Source organism: Pseudomonas sp. BS3782 TE3695 (assembly GCF_050435305.1).
Lineage (GTDB): Bacteria > Pseudomonadota > Gammaproteobacteria > Pseudomonadales > Pseudomonadaceae > Aquipseudomonas.
In genome coordinates this window covers 2,444,177-2,460,776 of the sequence record NZ_JBNDKB010000001.1, presented here as the reverse complement: position 1 = coordinate 2,460,776, position 16,600 = coordinate 2,444,177, and the positions used below count along the sequence as shown (strand labels likewise).

The following is a 16,600-nucleotide window of genomic DNA, read 5'->3' as shown; positions in this document are numbered from 1 at the left end:
ATGAGTGGGTATGGCCGTCATGCCATCCTCCGGTAGGCAGAGCGCCGGGACAGCTCTGCAAGAATATCCAAAGAGTCGAACCTGTAGATTTCGAGATTGGACTGGTTGCTCTCGGCGAGGCGCAGCTGCGGCGCATCCATTTCGACGGTGGGTAATATGTAGTAATCCAGAGCGGCCTCCTCCTGCTCTTTCATTCGCACAGCGATCGTGACGTCTGGGTTCAGACCTAAATCGAATCGAATTTTCCAGCGCCTGCAACCGGCTAACGTGACTTGGCAGCGACACAACACGAGGGAAACCGTTAGCTCCTGATTCACCAACATCAGGTCTGTAGCAGGGTCTACCAAGACTTGGCCTCCCACCTCCGCAATTTTGTCGGTCGTACTGCCAAGCAATACAGGATGCATCTGTCGAAGGCGCCGGTTGGCCTCGATGTATTGGTAGTCACGTGCGGGGGTATAGCCGATCAGCGAATAACAGCGAAGCAAGCTTCCAAAGCGGTGCTGATAGGCGCTACTGGAGGGACATCCCTCAGACTCATCAATCACAAGCCCTGATAGGTAACCTTTGCTCTGGTAGATGTTCTTCAACATACTTAGCATTACGTCATCTGGCATGCGGTAGGAACGAGTCTGGATGATTGCCTGGGCAGCCTGAAAAAGGATCATGCTGACAATGGGCCGGAACACTCCATCTGCTCTGATCCATTCCTCTGGGGGATTTCGCTTATGCGTCTGCTTCAGTTTGAAGGAACTATGATTCCAGACGTTGTTGCCGACGTACTTTTCATTGATGAGCACCTGATGCACCGTGCCTCGCGACCACAATGCAGATCGATCATTCAGTACCCTGCGAGCGTTCAACCACTCGGCGATTTCGCGCTCGTTCCGACCCTCCTCCACGAATAACTGGTAAATGCGCTGAACCATCTCCACTTCGCTTGCCGGCCCAGGCACCAGGACTACCCTGTCTGTCTGTATGCTCTTGTGCTCACCCAAACCCAGTTCATTCTTTGCTGATCCACTGGCGTCCACCAATTGACGCCTAAGTCCGAACCCGGCCGGCCCTCCTTGGCGATACCCCATCTCGATCAAGCGCGATTGTCCAGCAAAGACTTTCACCGATAATTCCCGACTGTACTCCCCAGCCATCATGCGCTTGACACTCTTGACGATGTTCGACACTGGCGACCCATCGTTAGTGAACTGTTCTGCGCAATATTGAACGGAAACGCCGGCCTGGCGGCAGCGAACCTCGTAGCTTGCGCTGACATCGGGATCCTGGAAACGCCCCCATCGGCTCACGTCATAGACCAGCACCGTCGAGTACTGCGCATAACCAGTTTCCACGTCGAAAAACAGCTGTTTCAGTGCGTCGCGACCTTCCAGACGGAGACCACTTTTTCCAGCGTCTGTATAAACCTTGATAATCTCCAAGTCGTGCGTGACGGCATATAGGCGAATGGCATCGAGCTGATTTTCTGTCGAGTATTGCTGATGCTCCGTGGACATACGGACGTACGCCGCGGCCAAGGCCGCAGTCGAATCAACATGATCCACACCCTCACCAATGAGCGTCCGCATTGGCAATGCCCTCAACCTGAGCCACGACCGATAAAGTGCGTCTCAGGTAGTGAAATATCACTGCGTTTCTTCGTAATAACCCATAAAAAGGTAGAAGACCGGGGAGCGAAAAATGTTCACTAAAACAGGCAATTTCTTTCTGGAACCAAAACAATACGCCGTCGAGATTGCCAACGCCTTGCATATGGAGCTTGGAGAGACACACCAGGCGACTAAGACATTAATGCGTTGGACAAACGCTAATGAGAGAACCGTCAAGAATTGGATGAGTGCCAGCAACGGGCCGCGTGGAGAGCATCTGGTGGCGCTGATCAAGCATTCCGACTTCGCATTGGCAGCCTTTCTAGGGATGGCAGAAAGACCCCATGCGTTAACTGCATCTGAGTTGCCTCTACTCAGACTACGGCTTCAATCAGCGATTGACCGGATCGACTTATGCCTTTGCTTGAAAGAAACATGAACTGGTTTGCCCGATAGCTACATTTCTTCAGTTCACATGTCGTGTGCGATCGCATCTGGATGAAGAAATGCTTTTTCCTCGGTCGACTACGATCATAGCTACGACACCTCATGATGCATTTTGAAAAAGAGCAAAGGATATGCGCAAAAAAACTCAGTCATGGTTTATCCCCCTTCTGATTCTTGTCGCAGTTTTTTGGGCAATAGGTAAGAAAGACACGCCTCCGGCCCAGGTTCCGTCAGCCCCCCAGACCAAGATGAACACCTTAGTTTCGTCCTCATTACCTGCTACACAATCGGCACAAATCTTACCAGTCGATCAGTTCGTAAATGCGGACAAGCTAAATTTTCGAAGGCAGCCGGGAGGGAAAGTCATTTCCACTCTGAAGCGTGGCGACAAGGTTCAAGTATTCGAAAAACAAAGCGACTGGGTGCGAATCAGCATCGATGGTCAGCCCGCCAAATGGCTTTCATCCAAAAACTTATGCAGCGGTTCAAGCTGCTACGTATTGTCAGAGCGAAAGCCCCAAGCGCCACCGGCAACGCAGTCCATTCGTAAATCGACTCCTGACTATGGCTCGTCATGCGCTTGCTCTTCTGGCAGCGTATGCATTGGCCCCAGGGGCGGTCGTTACTGCATCACTTCTGGTGGGAATAAGCGTTACGGCGTTTGAGAGGTGTTATGCCCGGCAGGTACCAGTAGGCCAGAACAAGCTGGAGAACAATGGAAATCCAGCACATATCCGTTTCGGAGAACATGACCGTGAATTACGTTGAGCTGATTCAGTTGCAAGCTGAGCAAGTCTTTGCAGACAAAGAAAAAGCGGCAGCCTGGCTGAACAAACCGCAATCTGCTTTTGGTGGCATGACACCATTAGAGCTCCCAAGCAGTGAAGCTGGGTACGTCTCGATGAAAGACTTACTTGAGAGATTGAATCAGGGCTATCTCTCCTAACCGCCGACCTCTTGAACTACAGGCCAGAGGCACATCAGGTGGCACGGCAGTGATGTAACGCTCGTCGCAAGCAGCGAAGCAAATAACAGACATACCTCCTAGTGGACGCCAACTGTCCGTTACGGGCAAGCTTTACGGTCACTCTGGCCCGCCGTGCTAAGTTGATCCATTGAGCCAACTCTTGTTCGACCTTGACCTCAAGCGTGTCTCTCGTGAGCACTACATCACCGGGAAAGCCGCAATCAATTTTCCAGCCACTGGAGGCACTACGGGTGGGTGGCATTTTCTGTCGTACTTTGATCGAGAGTCGGGCGTTGCCAAGGTCTCGCTAGCAGGCATCCACTACCCAGACACCACTGAGTTTTTCGGTGACGTGGGTATCTTCGAAGTCACTGATCAGCTGACTCGGCGCGGGTGGCCGTCGGAGGGGAAGACTCTGTTCATGGCGGATCACTATAGGGCTGCTGCGGACATGCTCGTAAGGTGGGCCTTGAGTGAATCCAGCCACTGTAACGTCGAGACTTCCGAGTGGTTCCCTGCAGCGATAGACAGGCAACGCTTCCTCACACTTTTGGACACTGGAAGGCCGAAGCTAAGCATTCTGGACAAGCTGGAAAAAGTAGAAACCTAGCTTTGCTTGCGAAATTATTGGTTAGCCATAATTATTGCCCAGCCATAATTCTTACTAATTTGGTGCAGGGCAAAATCCGAGCCTTCAACGCCATATGGAACACAATGTCAGCCATAGGCGGGCACAAGACCCGAAGGAACGACGCCCTCATTCATGGCCCAGCGACTGCTACGCTGCGAAATCACAATCGAATGCAGGCCTGCTGCTCCCAGCTTTTCAATCAACCTAAACTAGCTCGCTCTGGAGGCGGCCATCGTGGGGCTCATGAATTGGATCGAGCTTTCAGAAGTCCACATGTCAGCCCATCACCCCTAACCTAATTCCAGCCCTACCCCTAGCAACGCTGCTGGTGTCACACATCGGTGAAAAGACAGGCAAGTCAATGAAGAATGTCAGGCTAATACGTCATGGAGAAAGCGCGGCCAATGCCGGCGCAGCTACCCTTGATCACGCAAGTATCCCGCTCACCGAAAAGGGAATCGAACAAGCTAGACGAGTGGCGCAATCCGTTGGCCGTGCACCTGGGTTAATCGTTACCTCACCCTTCTCTCGAGCTCGAGCGACCGCAGATGCGACCATCTCCGTATTCCCTGATGCTCCATTCGAGACATGGCCCATCGAGGAATTCACCTACCTAGATCCGACCAGGTGCGTGAACACCACCGTAGGGCAACGGAAGGCATGGGTCGACCAGTATTGGGCGTACGCAGATCCGTCCAACATCAACGGAGAAGGTGCTGAGTCGTTCTTGGAATTTGTTGGCCGCGCACGATCTTTCCTAGATCGCCTAGCCACGCACCCGGCACAAGACATCCTGGTTTTTTCGCACGGACAATTTCTTAATGCGGTAGCTTGGCTCATCGAGCGCAAGCCACTCCAGATTGATGCCCGGGCGATGATCGAATGGCGCAGATATGAGATCGATAATCACGTCCCTAATGGTTGTGGCTATGTAGTGACCCGCGCTCTAGGCGATTCGTTGTGGTCACTGAGTGATTCAATCGAAATAGATGGTGCGGTTAGACTAGGCAATGTCGCCAAATCAGCTGCAGCAACACGGGTGGAAGGATGACACTATCGGACGCGATTCTGGTACTTCTGAACGCATTCACGGAACCTATGCTGCAATTCGTAAAGCCGCCAAAAAATGTCGTCAAGAAGCTGTCGGGGAGATAGTGTGGCACATCGCGGCAAACCTCGACTCCTCCGGACGACTCAGTCGATCCTTATCATACCTTTTTGCTCCAGCCGATACGGAAGTTAAGCTTTGGCCAAAACACCACTGACCCCACGCGAGGTTTATCAGATACTCCGAGATCTCGCTCTAGGTGTACGCACCATGCACCGCCTAGGCGAGCGGACATGGACGGAGATCTATTGCGGCCTCATGACCGTAGAGGTCGATAGCTGGGTGCTGACCTTTTACAACGACTGCGACACCCTGGAGTACTGTGATAGCTGTTACGCGCCTGATGGCCGAGCGTACATCTTCGACTCCAGCCAACGATACGGTACCGATCCTGTCGAGCTTCTCAGTACTTGGGAGCACCAACAGTTGGAAAATCTGCTGAGTGGGAAGTAGCTCGACGAATTGAAAATACTCGGTTAGGCCAGGCCGCGTCACGTGTTATGTACTTCAGAGATTATCGTCCGAATGAAACCGAGGCCCACGATGAAACTCATCAGGTTGATCCGCCACGCTGAGAGCGCCGCCAATACGGGGCTCGCCACGACAGAACCGGACTCAATACCACTGACAGAAAATGGCCAGATTCAAGCTCGAGCGCTTGAAGACTCCGTCATGTCCCCGCCTGACCTGATCATCTCCTCCCCCCTTTGAGCGTGCCATCGCAACCGCGTTACCAACCACAGAGCACTTCCCTCAGGTTCCATTCGAAATTTGGGCCGTGTAACGTAATTATGTGCACCGAAACAATCGCAGCGTTACACATTAGAAAAGTACGTTACGAGCCAAAAAAATCAGCGTCGAGAGCTTGAACACGTCATTCAATCACGACTATTCGGACGATGGCATGAGAGGCCAAAAACGATGAGCGAGATCAAGAGGTGGACATCAGTTTGTCAGGATCCAGAAGATGGAAGCGGCGATCTCATCGTCGATTTACCATCAGAACTGCTTGAGGAAATGGGACTCGTAACTGGAGACGAGCTAGATATCGAAGTAGCGGATGGGATGATTATTCTGTCTCCCAAAAAATCTCCATCTTCCTGAGGCAACGGAGAGAACACGTGAGGGCACCCACGCCATGAGCATCGAAGCAAAACTCCTCCATCTCCAAGCAATCCATAACCTCCTCGCGCCATACCGCTACCTCTATTGCGTAGATCTTGAGGCAACCTGCGATGAGGTTGGTGAGTCGGAATCACCAAGGCCGCTCGCAGTCGTCGCTGATCAGATGGAAACAATTGAAATTGGCCTGGTGGTGATCGATCTGGAAACGCTTGAGATCGTCGATGAATTCCAGCGTTTCGTCCGGCCTCTGATCAATCCCACCCTTACCGATTTCTGCTTAAAGCTGACATCCATTGAACAAGCCGACGTGGACGGCGCCCGAACCTGTCAGGAGGTTGGCGAAGAGCTACGAATGTTCTCTGTGCGCTATCCAAATGCAGCCTGGGCGTCATGGGGTGACTACGATGCGAGACAGCTTGAGCGCGATGCTGGTTTCACTGGGTGCCCTTCCATGCTCGAAGGCCTGCCGCATTTCAATGCTAGGAAGTGGCATGCTGGTTTATACGACAATCAGCCAAAGGGACTTAAGCAAACGGTAGAGTCGATGGGCTTGAATTGGAAAGGTACCTATCACCGAGGCATAGACGATGCTCGAAATGTTGCGTCCATAGTTAAGGAGATGCTCGGCTGATTAGGTGAAGCGTACTCTTCGTTCAGCAAGTAATCCGATTTCACCTGTACCCGAGCACTACGTCGCGCAGCGCGTCAACCACCCGTTTCTGCCCAACTCGTGCCTCGGCAGCAACTGGGAACTGGCCATACGCTGCTGTGAGGTCGATCTACACTAACGACCTCATTTAATTGTGGGATCAAAAAATGCTTGATTTCCCTAATGCTTGCGCGAGTGATGACGAGTGGTACGAGTACGCTCAACAGCGTTGTGAAGACCTGAAGCCTCATCTGGAAAATTTCATCCTTGAGCGCTTCTCCTATAAGCCCCGGTACGTACAGCAGCGGCTGTATGGATCTGGCATCACGATCTCCGCTCTGACCAAGCAGTATGATCTCTATCTACGGCTGTTTATTCGACCGCGCGAGTTCTGGCCCCGAGAGTGCCTAGTGTTGGCTCGGTTGATGTTTAAGCAGCAGCGCGCAGGCCATGGTAGGGCGTTGGTCGATCGACTTTTAAACATTGCACCTGAATTCGGTTACAGGTACCTGGCCATCGAATGCGCCAACGCCAATGCCTCAGCATTTGCGAGGAGGATGGGCTTTACTCCCTATGAAGATGGTCGACACTGGGTAGGATCCATTGAAGCCATTCGAGCAGCCCTCCCAATAAGCAGCACCCAGGTAGCCTAGAGATGCTGCAATGTGATTGCTCATTTGCAAATGACTCAGTCACAAAGAAGGTTGAGGTCAACTCACTGCTCTGGAACCAGAGAACAGACCATACTGAAACTAGATCTGGTAGGGCTCTATGTACTTGCTGTGGCAGTTCGTCCTGATGCTTCGGCTGACCACACAGTGTTCCGCTAAACGAAAAACGCCCGCGATCAGCGGGCATTTTCAAATGATGATGATCAAATTGGCATCAACTACAGACCAACAGATTTCAACCCCTGTTGCATGCCTTCATCCGCCTGCTGGCACCACTCCTTGAGACCCAGGCGCGAGGTTTCCAGGCTCTTGTATTCACCGTTCTCCAAAACTTCGCCCTTCCGACCACGGGCTTCGTTCTTATCTCCGTCACTCTTGTCCATTCCCCCAGGAATACCGGTAACGAACGCCACCATCTTCTTGGCGTTTTCAATGCTGTCAGCCTTCAGAAAACCTTTGTCGACGCAGTGATTGATCAGACCGGACATGTTACGACTGGTATCGTACATCCCTTTCAGAGCGGCAGGGTCTGGCCCCTCTGCGTGGGCGAGACTGAAGGTGCCGAAGGCGGCTGTCATTGCGAGGATCAAAACGGTACTTTTCATATTTATTCCTTTAAAAATGGGAGTGCGGCTGTGTTATTTACATCACTTGAAAAGCATCAGACTTCCAGAAACGGTGAATAAACCCTGAGACGATGTCCATCTACACCCCCCAAGCTTCACCGCCCTAGGTACAGAACACTCAAGCGATAAGCCGCGCCTGAGCCCAGACGAAACTCAGAGATTCAACTGACCACGGCGCCTTTCGGGCCGCTGGCAATGAGCGCCGCCCCGCAGGCGGTTTTCATGCCGTCCAGCGCGATGGGCGTGCCATCCACTGTGTAGGTGCTACTGCCCTCAGCAATCGGGAAAACCCCTTTGCATAACGGGCAACTGACTTTGTGACCGACCCCAGCAATCGGCTTGCCGTTGAGGTCGGTCTGGGGAAACGCTTCAAGTACCACACCACCATGACTGGTGGAGTCACCTAGTCTGATCGCGTCTTTCAACTTAATCCTCCTGATGTAGAAACTGGCTTTTTCAGATTCGTCTTATCCCTGACCAGAGAACAGTCTCCAATGGTGTAAATGCTATGCCTTTGAAGTTTTCTGCTAGATCCTTGAAAGCCTGAGAGCAGATCAAGCTATCGCTGCCTGAAATGAGTCTCCTATATTTGAAAAGATCTAGCTTCCAGTCATCCGAAAGAATCAGCTTCTTGAACCTGACAGGCCTGCCATTTTCTTCTACAAACGTGGACGCCGGATCAGAATTAGACCGAACATCCAACTCCTCAAATAATACAGCATTGTAATTTTTCGAAGATATCGACTCCCCCGACTCAGAAAGCACTTTGATTTTAACGCTATCAACAATACTCACATTCAGACGATGACATGCAGCCAAAAACTCATCACTTACTATGTAAAAAAAACGCGAAACGCTACGAACATCGAAATTATAGTTCTTATCTTTAGAGATAAGTACCATGCCTTCCGGAAAAGGCGTGCGCGGCCCGGGCTTCCCCTTTTCTGCATACCAAGGAAAAAAACCGAACTCCACCCCCTTTGTGCTTGGATAGAATTTATCGTAGAGGTCGGCATACAGAATCCCTATTGGGCAGCCCGGCTCTTCTTTCTGAGAAAGCACATAGTAACTCATAGCGCTCAACTCCTTAATTATTTAACTCGACGTTGTTTTGTTCCAGATACTGACAAGCTTGTTCTTAATCTAGACTGGATTGCAGATATTTGAGCGCGAGCCTGGGCTTTATCAATATCCCCAGAATCATAATCATCCCGAACCTTTTCAACCATATTTTCAACCATTGGCGTGTAGACCTTACCATGAGACCCACAATGGTAAAAAACACGCTTGGTTTTCTTCGCTTGATCTGCGCTGTCAGGCATCAATATCCCGTTTTCCTTTTTATCCCGTTCTCCACCCATGCCGATATCTGAGAAAAAGCTGGCTTGCCGTCCCCAAACTTCTTCGGGAATAAGATGGTGAGCTTGCATTTTGTCATGGGGCTTACCACCTAATGCCCGATTGAGCGCGCTACTGCATAGCCCGTTCGGATCGACCCACTGGGTCGGGCTAGTCGCATACTGATAGAAGTTGATGCCACCCGCGTATCCGATTGGATCGCGAGACACGAAGCGACCGACACCAGGATCGTAGTACCGATGGCGGTTGTAATGCAGCCCGGTCTCATGGTCGTGATATTGACCCTGGAAGCGGATCGGGTTATTCAACCCTTGTCGCTGGGCTGACGATGATCGTTGCTCAATCGCTTGCCCCCACACCTTGTAATGCGCGCTCCATGCCACTTCCCCCTGCTGATCAGTGAGTTCTTGTGGCGTGCCGAGGTGATCGCACTGATACCACGCAATCGCATCAAACGGTTGCGGGATCGGTGCATGACTCCACAGCGGATCCTCGTCCGGCGTGTAAACATCACCGTAAATGGGTTGAGGCAGCAAACGAATAGGCTGGTGACTTAGCGCCTGTGCCACTGGGTTGAATGTACCGGGCTCAAAAACGTAATGAACAGTGCGTCCGGTATCACCATCCAGCTGAGCGGGACTGCTCTCCCACGCCAAATTGTCACCATCCCAGCCGAACATCGTGAAGCCACAGCCATACTCACGTTGTTTGCGGGCATGTTCATTGCGGTTCCACAGGGAACCAGCCTCTGGACGATGCTTGTAGTGCGCTCGGGAGTTCTTGTGCAGGCGGCGACCTAATGGGTCGTAAGCATAATCCACCGCCAGACGGTCATCTTCGAAATGCACCAGGCGATCGAACAGATCCCATCGCATCTCGCACACACTGCCATTACTCCAACGCTTGACCTGATTTCCGCGCTCGTCGTACTCATAGTGCGTGCCTGCGTATTCACGCAACAAGTTATCGAGACGTTTGCTGCGCACGGGTTCCTGATCCAGGGGCCTGCGGACATCAAAGGCTTTTTCATCCAGAAGATTGCCGGCGGGATCGAAAGCAAAGGTTTCGACCCCAAGCCGCGTGACAGCACTGATTAAACGGCCGACAGGATCATAGCGATAGGACAGTGGGCCTCGACGACTATCATTGATATCCGTCAGTTGACCGGCAGCATCGTATTTGTAGTCGCGCTTGAGCAGCACGGACTTGTCATCACCACGTTCCAGCATCTGCTCTTGCAGTCGTCCGGCTGGATCCCATTTCTGCGTTTGCAGCAGGCGGTTACCCTGGTGACGGGCGACTTCACGATGTAAGTCATCACGCTCGAAACCGGCCAACTCATGATCGTCCAGACGCAAGCCCAGCAAGTGTCCACTGCCGTAAGTCAGCCAACTGACACGATGTCCATCGGGACGAACAGTGGCAACCCGTTGATTGAGTGCATCGTACTCGTGCTGCCATACGGCGACCATCGGGCTTTCCAGGCCCAGATAATGTTGGTGTTCTCGCAGTATGTTGCCCGCCGGATCATAAAACCACTGCAGGCGGCTGACGGCGTTGCAGGCCATGATCAGCTTGCTATTGCCGTCGTAATTGAATGTTTCACTCTGCTGCTGTTGACCCAAAATCGCTCGACGTTCAACCAAACGATTCATTGAGTCAAAACGAACCTCGATGCAATGCTCTCCGTTGTAGATTTTCGCAAGTCGACCGGTTTCGGGTTCATACAAGTACCGGGTTGAGTGCCCATCAAAAGCTGTTTCTTCCAGCAAGCGGCCGACCGGGTCATAGTTGAAGTGGGCACGCCGCTCATTCTCATTTTCCAGCGCGACCAAACGGCCGAGCTTGTCCCAGCGATAACGAACGGCATGCTCCAGCGCATCGACCCGCTCGGCAATCAATCCTGCCGCGCTGTACTTCCATGTCGTGCAACGATCTAGACCGTCGACATGAGCCAGCAAACGACCTTCCGCATCGCGCTCAAAACGCTCTTCGGTCTTGTCCGGATGCTTGATCAACATCAGTTGCCCGGCTTTGTACTCGTACTCGGTGCTCTGGCCTGCGGCATCTGTGAAGCAAACCATTTGCCCGCGTTCGTTGTACTCCCAGGCACTGGTCTTGCCTGAACAGTCGACGTACTCCACCAGCTGGCCGGAAGTGTTGTAGGCAAGTTTCTTTTCATTGCCGTTGGCATCTTTGACTGCAGTTGGCATCCCGGCCGGGTTGTAAGCGTATTCGGTCTTGTTACCCAGTGGATCGACACTCTCAACAAGATTGCCTGAGTCGTCATAGGCTCTTGTCCACTGGCCCCCTTCGGCATCGCTGATCTTGATCAGTTGATCGTGATCGTCGTAGGCAAAATGCACTACCGTGTCATCTGTACGGATATGCTCAAGAAGGTTGCTTCGTTCGTCATAGCCGTAGCGATCCGAGCGACCATCGGCGCGGACGTGACGGATTACGTTCTTGGCGTTATCACGGAAGAACCAATCGGAGCGATCATCTGCGTGCCGGATGCGGTAGGTATAACCAAGGCTGTCAAAGTAGTGCCAGGTTTCGTGACCGAGCGCGTCAGTGACATACACCAGACGAATGTTTTCATCCCACTCCAGACGCGTATCGAAACTGCCGTCGTCAGCCCACTCGCGAACAGCCTTGGCGTCTGCACCGTTACCTAGCCATTGCAAGTTCATGCCTCGACCAGTGCGATCGGTGTAACGAGTGATCAAATGATGTTGATACTGATAACGCCAGGCAGCACCATTTTCATCCTGTGCCAGTACCAGATCGCCCGCCGAATCGTAGACATAGGAACACAGCTGACGCAGAGGTTCACCGTCGCGAATTTCCCAGAGCCCGGTCAAGCGTCCTTGTTCATCAATCATTGTTCCGAGATGCAGATGCACCTTGCTCAGATCACCCTCATAGGTAATCAGGTCGGACAGAACCGTCCGATTACCGTGGCGGTGTTCGTAATGCAGCATGATGCCGGCGCCGCTTCGCAACTCCACACCGGCCAGCAAAAACTGCTGGCCACGACGTACGTAGGTTTCCTTGCGTTCAAAACCACGGCAGAGCAACAGTTTGTCGTCACTTACCCGGACAACAGTGAGATTTTCAATGGCGTCATAGTGAAACAGGTCGACTTTGGGCAACGGAAAGTCATGGCTGCGGCCATCCGCATCATGGAACTGCAAGGCACCGTCGATGAGGTCGAATCGTGTTGTGAATGAAGTGATCCATCGTGCACCCAAGTCGCCATGGTCATAAGCACCCAGATCCGAGCTGTAGATACGCGTCCACTCGATCGGGAACGGGCCGGCCAGATTGAAATCTGTATGAGCAATACTTTCAGAACCGATTGCAAAGCTGATGCTGTCGCAAGTACCTGGACAGGTACCATTTTTTTCAGCATTAGGCTTTTTCTTCGCCGGTACTTCAGTCTTCCTGACTTCGGTTCTGCCCTCGCCCGCCCGATGCTTGGCCTGGCTCGTTCCGCCGACCTTCACGTGACCAGCGACACCACGCCTGTTACGCAGATTCCAGGCTTCGACAGCCTTGGCCAACACGATCAGGAGCGCACCGATAGAAAACGGCATGTTCGGATTGCTTAGTTTTTTCAGTTGAGCCCGTAATTCCGGCCCCATTGCAACCAGTTTGGTCGTCTGATCGTGAACCAGTTTCTTGGCTTCGTTAGGCAACAGATGCTTTGCAGCGCTATTGACTGCTCCTTTTCCGGCCGCCTTATAGACGTCCCAGGCTGCATCGAAAATATTGCTGATGGCCTTGCCGGGATCGTGCAGGAGTTGCCCTCCCACACCGCTCATTCTTTTCTCTGCTCGATTGAGGTCAGCACCCGCATCAAGATCAGCGTCGACAACAGCGTTCAGTCCCTTGGCAATCTGCGTCAGGAACTCTTCACCTTTTTGTCCGGCTTTATCCAGCAGATCCGGCAAGGAGGATTGAGCCGTCTTAACGAAGTTATCAATCTCACCAACAATGGTCGCGTTTAAGTGACCGGCAATCACGTTGATCAACGCATCGCCCAAGAGAGCCTTGCCGGCGACCTTCATTTCCTGCCTGACCAGATAAAGCGTCGGTCGAAGGCTCATGCGGGCGGCAGCCATATTCGCGGGTACAGGAATTACACCGATAAGGTCGATGCCAAGGCTGACCCAATCCAGCGGATCACGCTTTTCACTCCGAGATAAAACGGCAATGTCATTCAAGACATCGACCAGCGCCATGATATTGCCTACTACCGGCAGGGCTCCGGCGAAATACTTGATCCGCTCAAGCGTTACATAACCGCCACTGACTTCCTGCAGCCATGCATCGAACTTGGCAGCATCGCGTCCGACATCCGCTACTTGAATCTGATTAAGCGGTACGACCGCGACTTGGGACTCTCGGTTTTGAGTTGCGCTTGCGGTAGTCATGACAACATCTCACTTGCGATCAGCCCTGGGGTTTTAAGCGAAGGTTTAGGCAACGTGGGCGCCGGCAAACTCGGCAACTTGCCCGCCTTGCTCGCCGCCCCGAGGATCCCCGACGCACTCGGCATCGCCGCGCTCGCCAGTTTCGGTAACCCGGCCGCCCCGCCCTGCACTGCGCCTTTTACTTGCTGCGCCGTTTGCATTGCGCCTCTTGCCGTCTGCATCGCACTCATCCCTGTTTGTGCCATTTCCTTGCCCTTCTCCAGCATGTCCCAGTTCTTCGTTGGCAAAGCCTGCGCGACCATTGCTTGCACTTGGCTCGGGATATCCTCGACGCCGGGTGGATTCAACGGCCATTCCGGTTTGCCGATGTAGCTGCCGTCGCTCCAGGTGTCCGCCGGATCCTTGCCAAACAGCACGCGAGCCGGGCCCGGTGCGGCGCCGGAGACGCTGGCAAAACCCTTCGCATCAAGCTTGCCCTTGATGCTCTTGCCCAAGGCGTCGATGACTTCGTAATCGCCTTCCTTGATGCCCTGGCGCCCGGCGTACTGGTTGAACAGTTCGAGATTGCCCTTGCCCGGTTTCGGTGGTTCGGGGAACACCCCGGCCAGGCTCTTGGCGCCGGTGTAGGCGAAGTTCGCCGCGTGGGTGGTGTACGGCCCGCTGGTGGCGTGGGTGATACCACCAGCGTTGTAGGTGGTGGCGCTGCCGCCGCCCTGAATTACTAGTTCGGTCTTGGCGGTGATGGTGATGCGATCGGCATTGGCGGTGATGTTGAGCTTGGCCAGCAGGTTGATGCTGTCCTTCAGCGCCCGCACGTCGATGTCGCCGGAGGCCGCGACCAGGCGCCAGCCCATGCTCTGCACGAACAGGCGCATGCCGCGACTGGCACTGGCCAGCAGGCGTTTGCCGATCGACAGACTGGTGTGACCGGTGCTGCTCAACGCCAGATGTTCGCCGGTGGCGATGTGGCTGGAGCGCGGCGTGGTCAGGGCGATGCCGGCCGGGCTGGCCAGTACAAGATGCGGTTCGGTGAATTCCGGGAACTCGTTGGCGGTCATGTTCGTCGGGCCGCCGCCGAGCACGCCTTGATGCTGAGCGTGCAGCGCCTTGGCCACGTCGTCCTGATCGCCCGCTTCCTGCGCTTGCAATTCCTTGGCCTGCACCGCGAAGCCGTCCTGCTGCTCGCTGGCGGTGGCGAGGCGTTCGGCGGTTTCCGGCAGATCCTTGTGGTGCTTGGATTCGTTCGGCCGTGGCTCGGTGGTGATCAGCAAACCGGCACCGGCACGCACCGCACCATGGCGGTCGGTGCGCAACTCGAAACCTTCACCGCGCGGCTGGCCACCGCTTGGACGCGGATGGGTGAGGTAACCCAGGTTGATCGCACTCGCACCGTGATCACTGCGCAGCGCAATACTGATCTCGCTGGTGGTGTCGTCGATGCGCAGTTCGTTGGCGCGACTGCCCTTGTATTCCTTGCTCTTGACCGTGGCGAGGGTCTTGAAGTCCGGCAGTTTGTACGGTGGCAAGTTCGCGCCGTGGTACAGGCAACCGGTGATCAGGGGCTGGTCGGGATCGCCTTCGAGGAAGGTAATCAGCACTTCCATGCCAACGCGCGGAATGTTGATCGAACCAAAGGTTTCGGCAGCCCAACTGGAGGCCACGCGCATCCAGCAGGTGGTCTTGTCGTCGTGCTGGCCTTCGCGATCCCAGAAGAACTGCACCTTCACCCGACCGTACTGGTCGCAGAAGATCTCCTCGCCTTCCGGGCCGGTGACCACGGCGCTTTGCGAACCAAGAACTTTGGGTTTCGGGTGATCCAGTGGCGGGCGGTACGGCACGTCCCACGGGATCGCGCTGAAACGGTTGCGATAACCCTGGTGGAAATCGTCCTTCAGGTCGGTGGTGTCGCTGGTCACCGACTCTTCCAGCACTTGCGGCTGCTTGCCTTCGTGAAAGATTTCGGTGAGCAGCCACAGGTCGTTCCACGTCGGATTGGCGTGGTCGGTCAGGGCGAGAAAGTGGCCGGTGACCAGGATCGGTTGGTCGCTGTTGCCCTCGGCCAAGCGGTAGTCGCTGCGATGGCGTTCCAGCGCACGATTGGCCAGATGCCGGCCACGGTCGCGATCCACGAAACGGCCCGGGTAGTCGTAATCTTCCAGATCCGGTTTAGCGCTGCTCTTGGCATCGCTTTCCAGCTCGATCTTCGGTTTGACGAAATCGTAATCACGCCGCGTGGTACGGCTGGTGCGCGTGGCCAGGCGCAGGCCGAAACGCTTGACCACCGGTTTGTCCGCCACCAGGCCCGAGTCCTGCTGATAGGCCACGGGCGCCAGTTTCGGGAACACCGTCTGGTCATCGCCGAAGGTCAGTTTGTGGCCGCTGGCGGTGTGCTGGAAGTGGTAGTGAATCCCCTCCTCCTCGCACAGGCGCTGGACGAAGTGCAGATCCGTCTCGTCGTACTGCACGCAGTAGATGCGTTCCGGATATACCGCGCTCAGTTGAAAGTGGTAATCACTGGCCAGGATGCCGTGTTCTTCAAGCACCTGGCTGATGATTTGCTGCACGGTCATCTGCTGGAAAATGCGCTGATTGACCCGATGCGCGAGGTACGCCAGTTGCGGGCGCAGGGAAATCCGGTAACGGGTCAGACGCTTGCCCGCCTCGCCCTGGGCGATGCTATAGACCAGTCCGTGAATGCCCGTTCCGCTCGGCGAGAGCTGAAGGAACGCGAGTTTGTGCAGCACGCCTTCGAGGTTGATCGAGGCCTTTTCACTGACCAGTTCCAACTCGAATTCAAAGGGGGTGTTGAGTGCCTCTCGACCGGTGAACGACAGCACCTGGAAATCGCTGTCGACGCCATCGATGGTCAGATTGAAATGAGGCTGGTTGGCCGGTGAGAACATCCCTTGTTCCTCGCGCAGTGCTGCGGCGCACGCCGATCCCGTTAGGTACGGCGCACGCAGAAAATTCGTTG

Annotated in this window: 16 protein-coding genes; 10 read left to right on the top strand and 6 right to left on the bottom strand. The window is 54.2% G+C overall.

Annotation, left to right across the window (positions count from 1 at the left end; genetic code table 11):
- Window positions 1-17 precede the first annotated feature (17 nt).
- Window positions 18-1,583 carry a recombinase family protein gene (locus ABH909_RS11335; protein WP_429433120.1) on the bottom strand — a complete coding sequence of 522 codons (1,566 nt, stop codon included), beginning with the start codon at window positions 1,581-1,583 and terminating at the stop codon, window positions 18-20.
- Between the two features lie 112 nt (window positions 1,584-1,695).
- On the opposite strand from ABH909_RS11335, the gene ABH909_RS11330 reads away from it, so the two are divergent.
- The 10 genes from ABH909_RS11330 to ABH909_RS11285 all read left to right on the top strand — a co-directional run bounded on the left by ABH909_RS11330 (window position 1,696) and on the right by ABH909_RS11285 (window position 7,184).
- Window positions 1,696-2,043 (top strand): hypothetical protein, encoded by a 348-nt coding sequence (locus ABH909_RS11330; protein ID WP_429433118.1) that lies wholly within the window; start codon window positions 1,696-1,698, stop codon window positions 2,041-2,043.
- A 139-nt stretch (window positions 2,044-2,182) separates the two neighbouring features.
- Window positions 2,183-2,716 carry an SH3 domain-containing protein gene (locus ABH909_RS11325; RefSeq protein ID WP_429433116.1) on the top strand — a complete coding sequence of 178 codons (534 nt, stop codon included), beginning with the start codon at window positions 2,183-2,185 and terminating at the stop codon, window positions 2,714-2,716.
- Between the two features lie 50 nt (window positions 2,717-2,766).
- Window positions 2,767-2,997, top strand: coding sequence for an antitoxin Xre/MbcA/ParS toxin-binding domain-containing protein (locus ABH909_RS11320; protein ID WP_429433114.1), 231 nt, complete (start codon window positions 2,767-2,769; stop codon window positions 2,995-2,997).
- Between the two features lie 169 nt (window positions 2,998-3,166).
- Entirely contained in the window at window positions 3,167-3,628 is a 462-nt protein-coding gene (locus tag ABH909_RS11315) for a hypothetical protein (RefSeq protein ID WP_429433112.1), read from the top strand.
- Between the two features lie 382 nt (window positions 3,629-4,010).
- Window positions 4,011-4,700 carry a histidine phosphatase family protein gene (locus tag ABH909_RS11310; protein ID WP_429433110.1) on the top strand — a complete coding sequence of 230 codons (690 nt, stop codon included), beginning with the start codon at window positions 4,011-4,013 and terminating at the stop codon, window positions 4,698-4,700.
- Window positions 4,701-4,895: 195 nt separating this feature from the next.
- Window positions 4,896-5,210: a DUF7693 family protein gene (locus ABH909_RS11305; RefSeq protein WP_429433109.1), complete on the top strand. Its 315-nt coding sequence runs from the start codon at window positions 4,896-4,898 to the stop codon at window positions 5,208-5,210.
- Between the two features lie 72 nt (window positions 5,211-5,282).
- Complete coding sequence (locus ABH909_RS11300) at window positions 5,283-5,468, top strand: phosphoglycerate mutase family protein (RefSeq protein ID WP_429433107.1); 186 nt, start codon at window positions 5,283-5,285, stop codon at window positions 5,466-5,468.
- A 210-nt stretch (window positions 5,469-5,678) separates the two neighbouring features.
- Window positions 5,679-5,861 carry an AbrB/MazE/SpoVT family DNA-binding domain-containing protein gene (locus ABH909_RS11295; protein WP_429433105.1) on the top strand — a complete coding sequence of 61 codons (183 nt, stop codon included), beginning with the start codon at window positions 5,679-5,681 and terminating at the stop codon, window positions 5,859-5,861.
- 34 nt (window positions 5,862-5,895) lie between these two features.
- Complete coding sequence (locus ABH909_RS11290) at window positions 5,896-6,513, top strand: exonuclease domain-containing protein (protein ID WP_429433103.1); 618 nt, start codon at window positions 5,896-5,898, stop codon at window positions 6,511-6,513.
- 185 nt (window positions 6,514-6,698) lie between these two features.
- Window positions 6,699-7,184: a GNAT family N-acetyltransferase gene (locus tag ABH909_RS11285; protein ID WP_429433101.1), complete on the top strand. Its 486-nt coding sequence runs from the start codon at window positions 6,699-6,701 to the stop codon at window positions 7,182-7,184.
- A 236-nt stretch (window positions 7,185-7,420) separates the two neighbouring features.
- Here the strand turns inward: ABH909_RS11285 and ABH909_RS11280 are convergent, their stop codons facing one another.
- From ABH909_RS11280 to ABH909_RS11260, 5 genes are all read right to left on the bottom strand, one after another.
- Window positions 7,421-7,807: a hypothetical protein gene (locus ABH909_RS11280; protein WP_429433099.1), complete on the bottom strand. Its 387-nt coding sequence runs from the start codon at window positions 7,805-7,807 to the stop codon at window positions 7,421-7,423.
- A 182-nt stretch (window positions 7,808-7,989) separates the two neighbouring features.
- Window positions 7,990-8,253, bottom strand: a complete 264-nt coding sequence (locus tag ABH909_RS11275) for a PAAR domain-containing protein (RefSeq protein ID WP_429433097.1) — start codon at window positions 8,251-8,253, stop codon at window positions 7,990-7,992.
- Between the two features lie 31 nt (window positions 8,254-8,284).
- Window positions 8,285-8,902 carry an Imm43 family immunity protein gene (locus ABH909_RS11270; protein WP_429433095.1) on the bottom strand — a complete coding sequence of 206 codons (618 nt, stop codon included), beginning with the start codon at window positions 8,900-8,902 and terminating at the stop codon, window positions 8,285-8,287.
- A 17-nt stretch (window positions 8,903-8,919) separates the two neighbouring features.
- Window positions 8,920-13,626 (bottom strand): RHS repeat-associated core domain-containing protein, encoded by a 4,707-nt coding sequence (locus tag ABH909_RS11265; protein ID WP_429433093.1) that lies wholly within the window; start codon window positions 13,624-13,626, stop codon window positions 8,920-8,922.
- Window positions 13,623-16,529 (bottom strand): type VI secretion system tip protein VgrG, encoded by a 2,907-nt coding sequence (locus tag ABH909_RS11260; protein ID WP_429433091.1) that lies wholly within the window; start codon window positions 16,527-16,529, stop codon window positions 13,623-13,625. Before ABH909_RS11260 ends, ABH909_RS11265 begins: the two co-directional genes overlap by 4 nt.
- Window positions 16,530-16,600 lie beyond the last annotated feature (71 nt).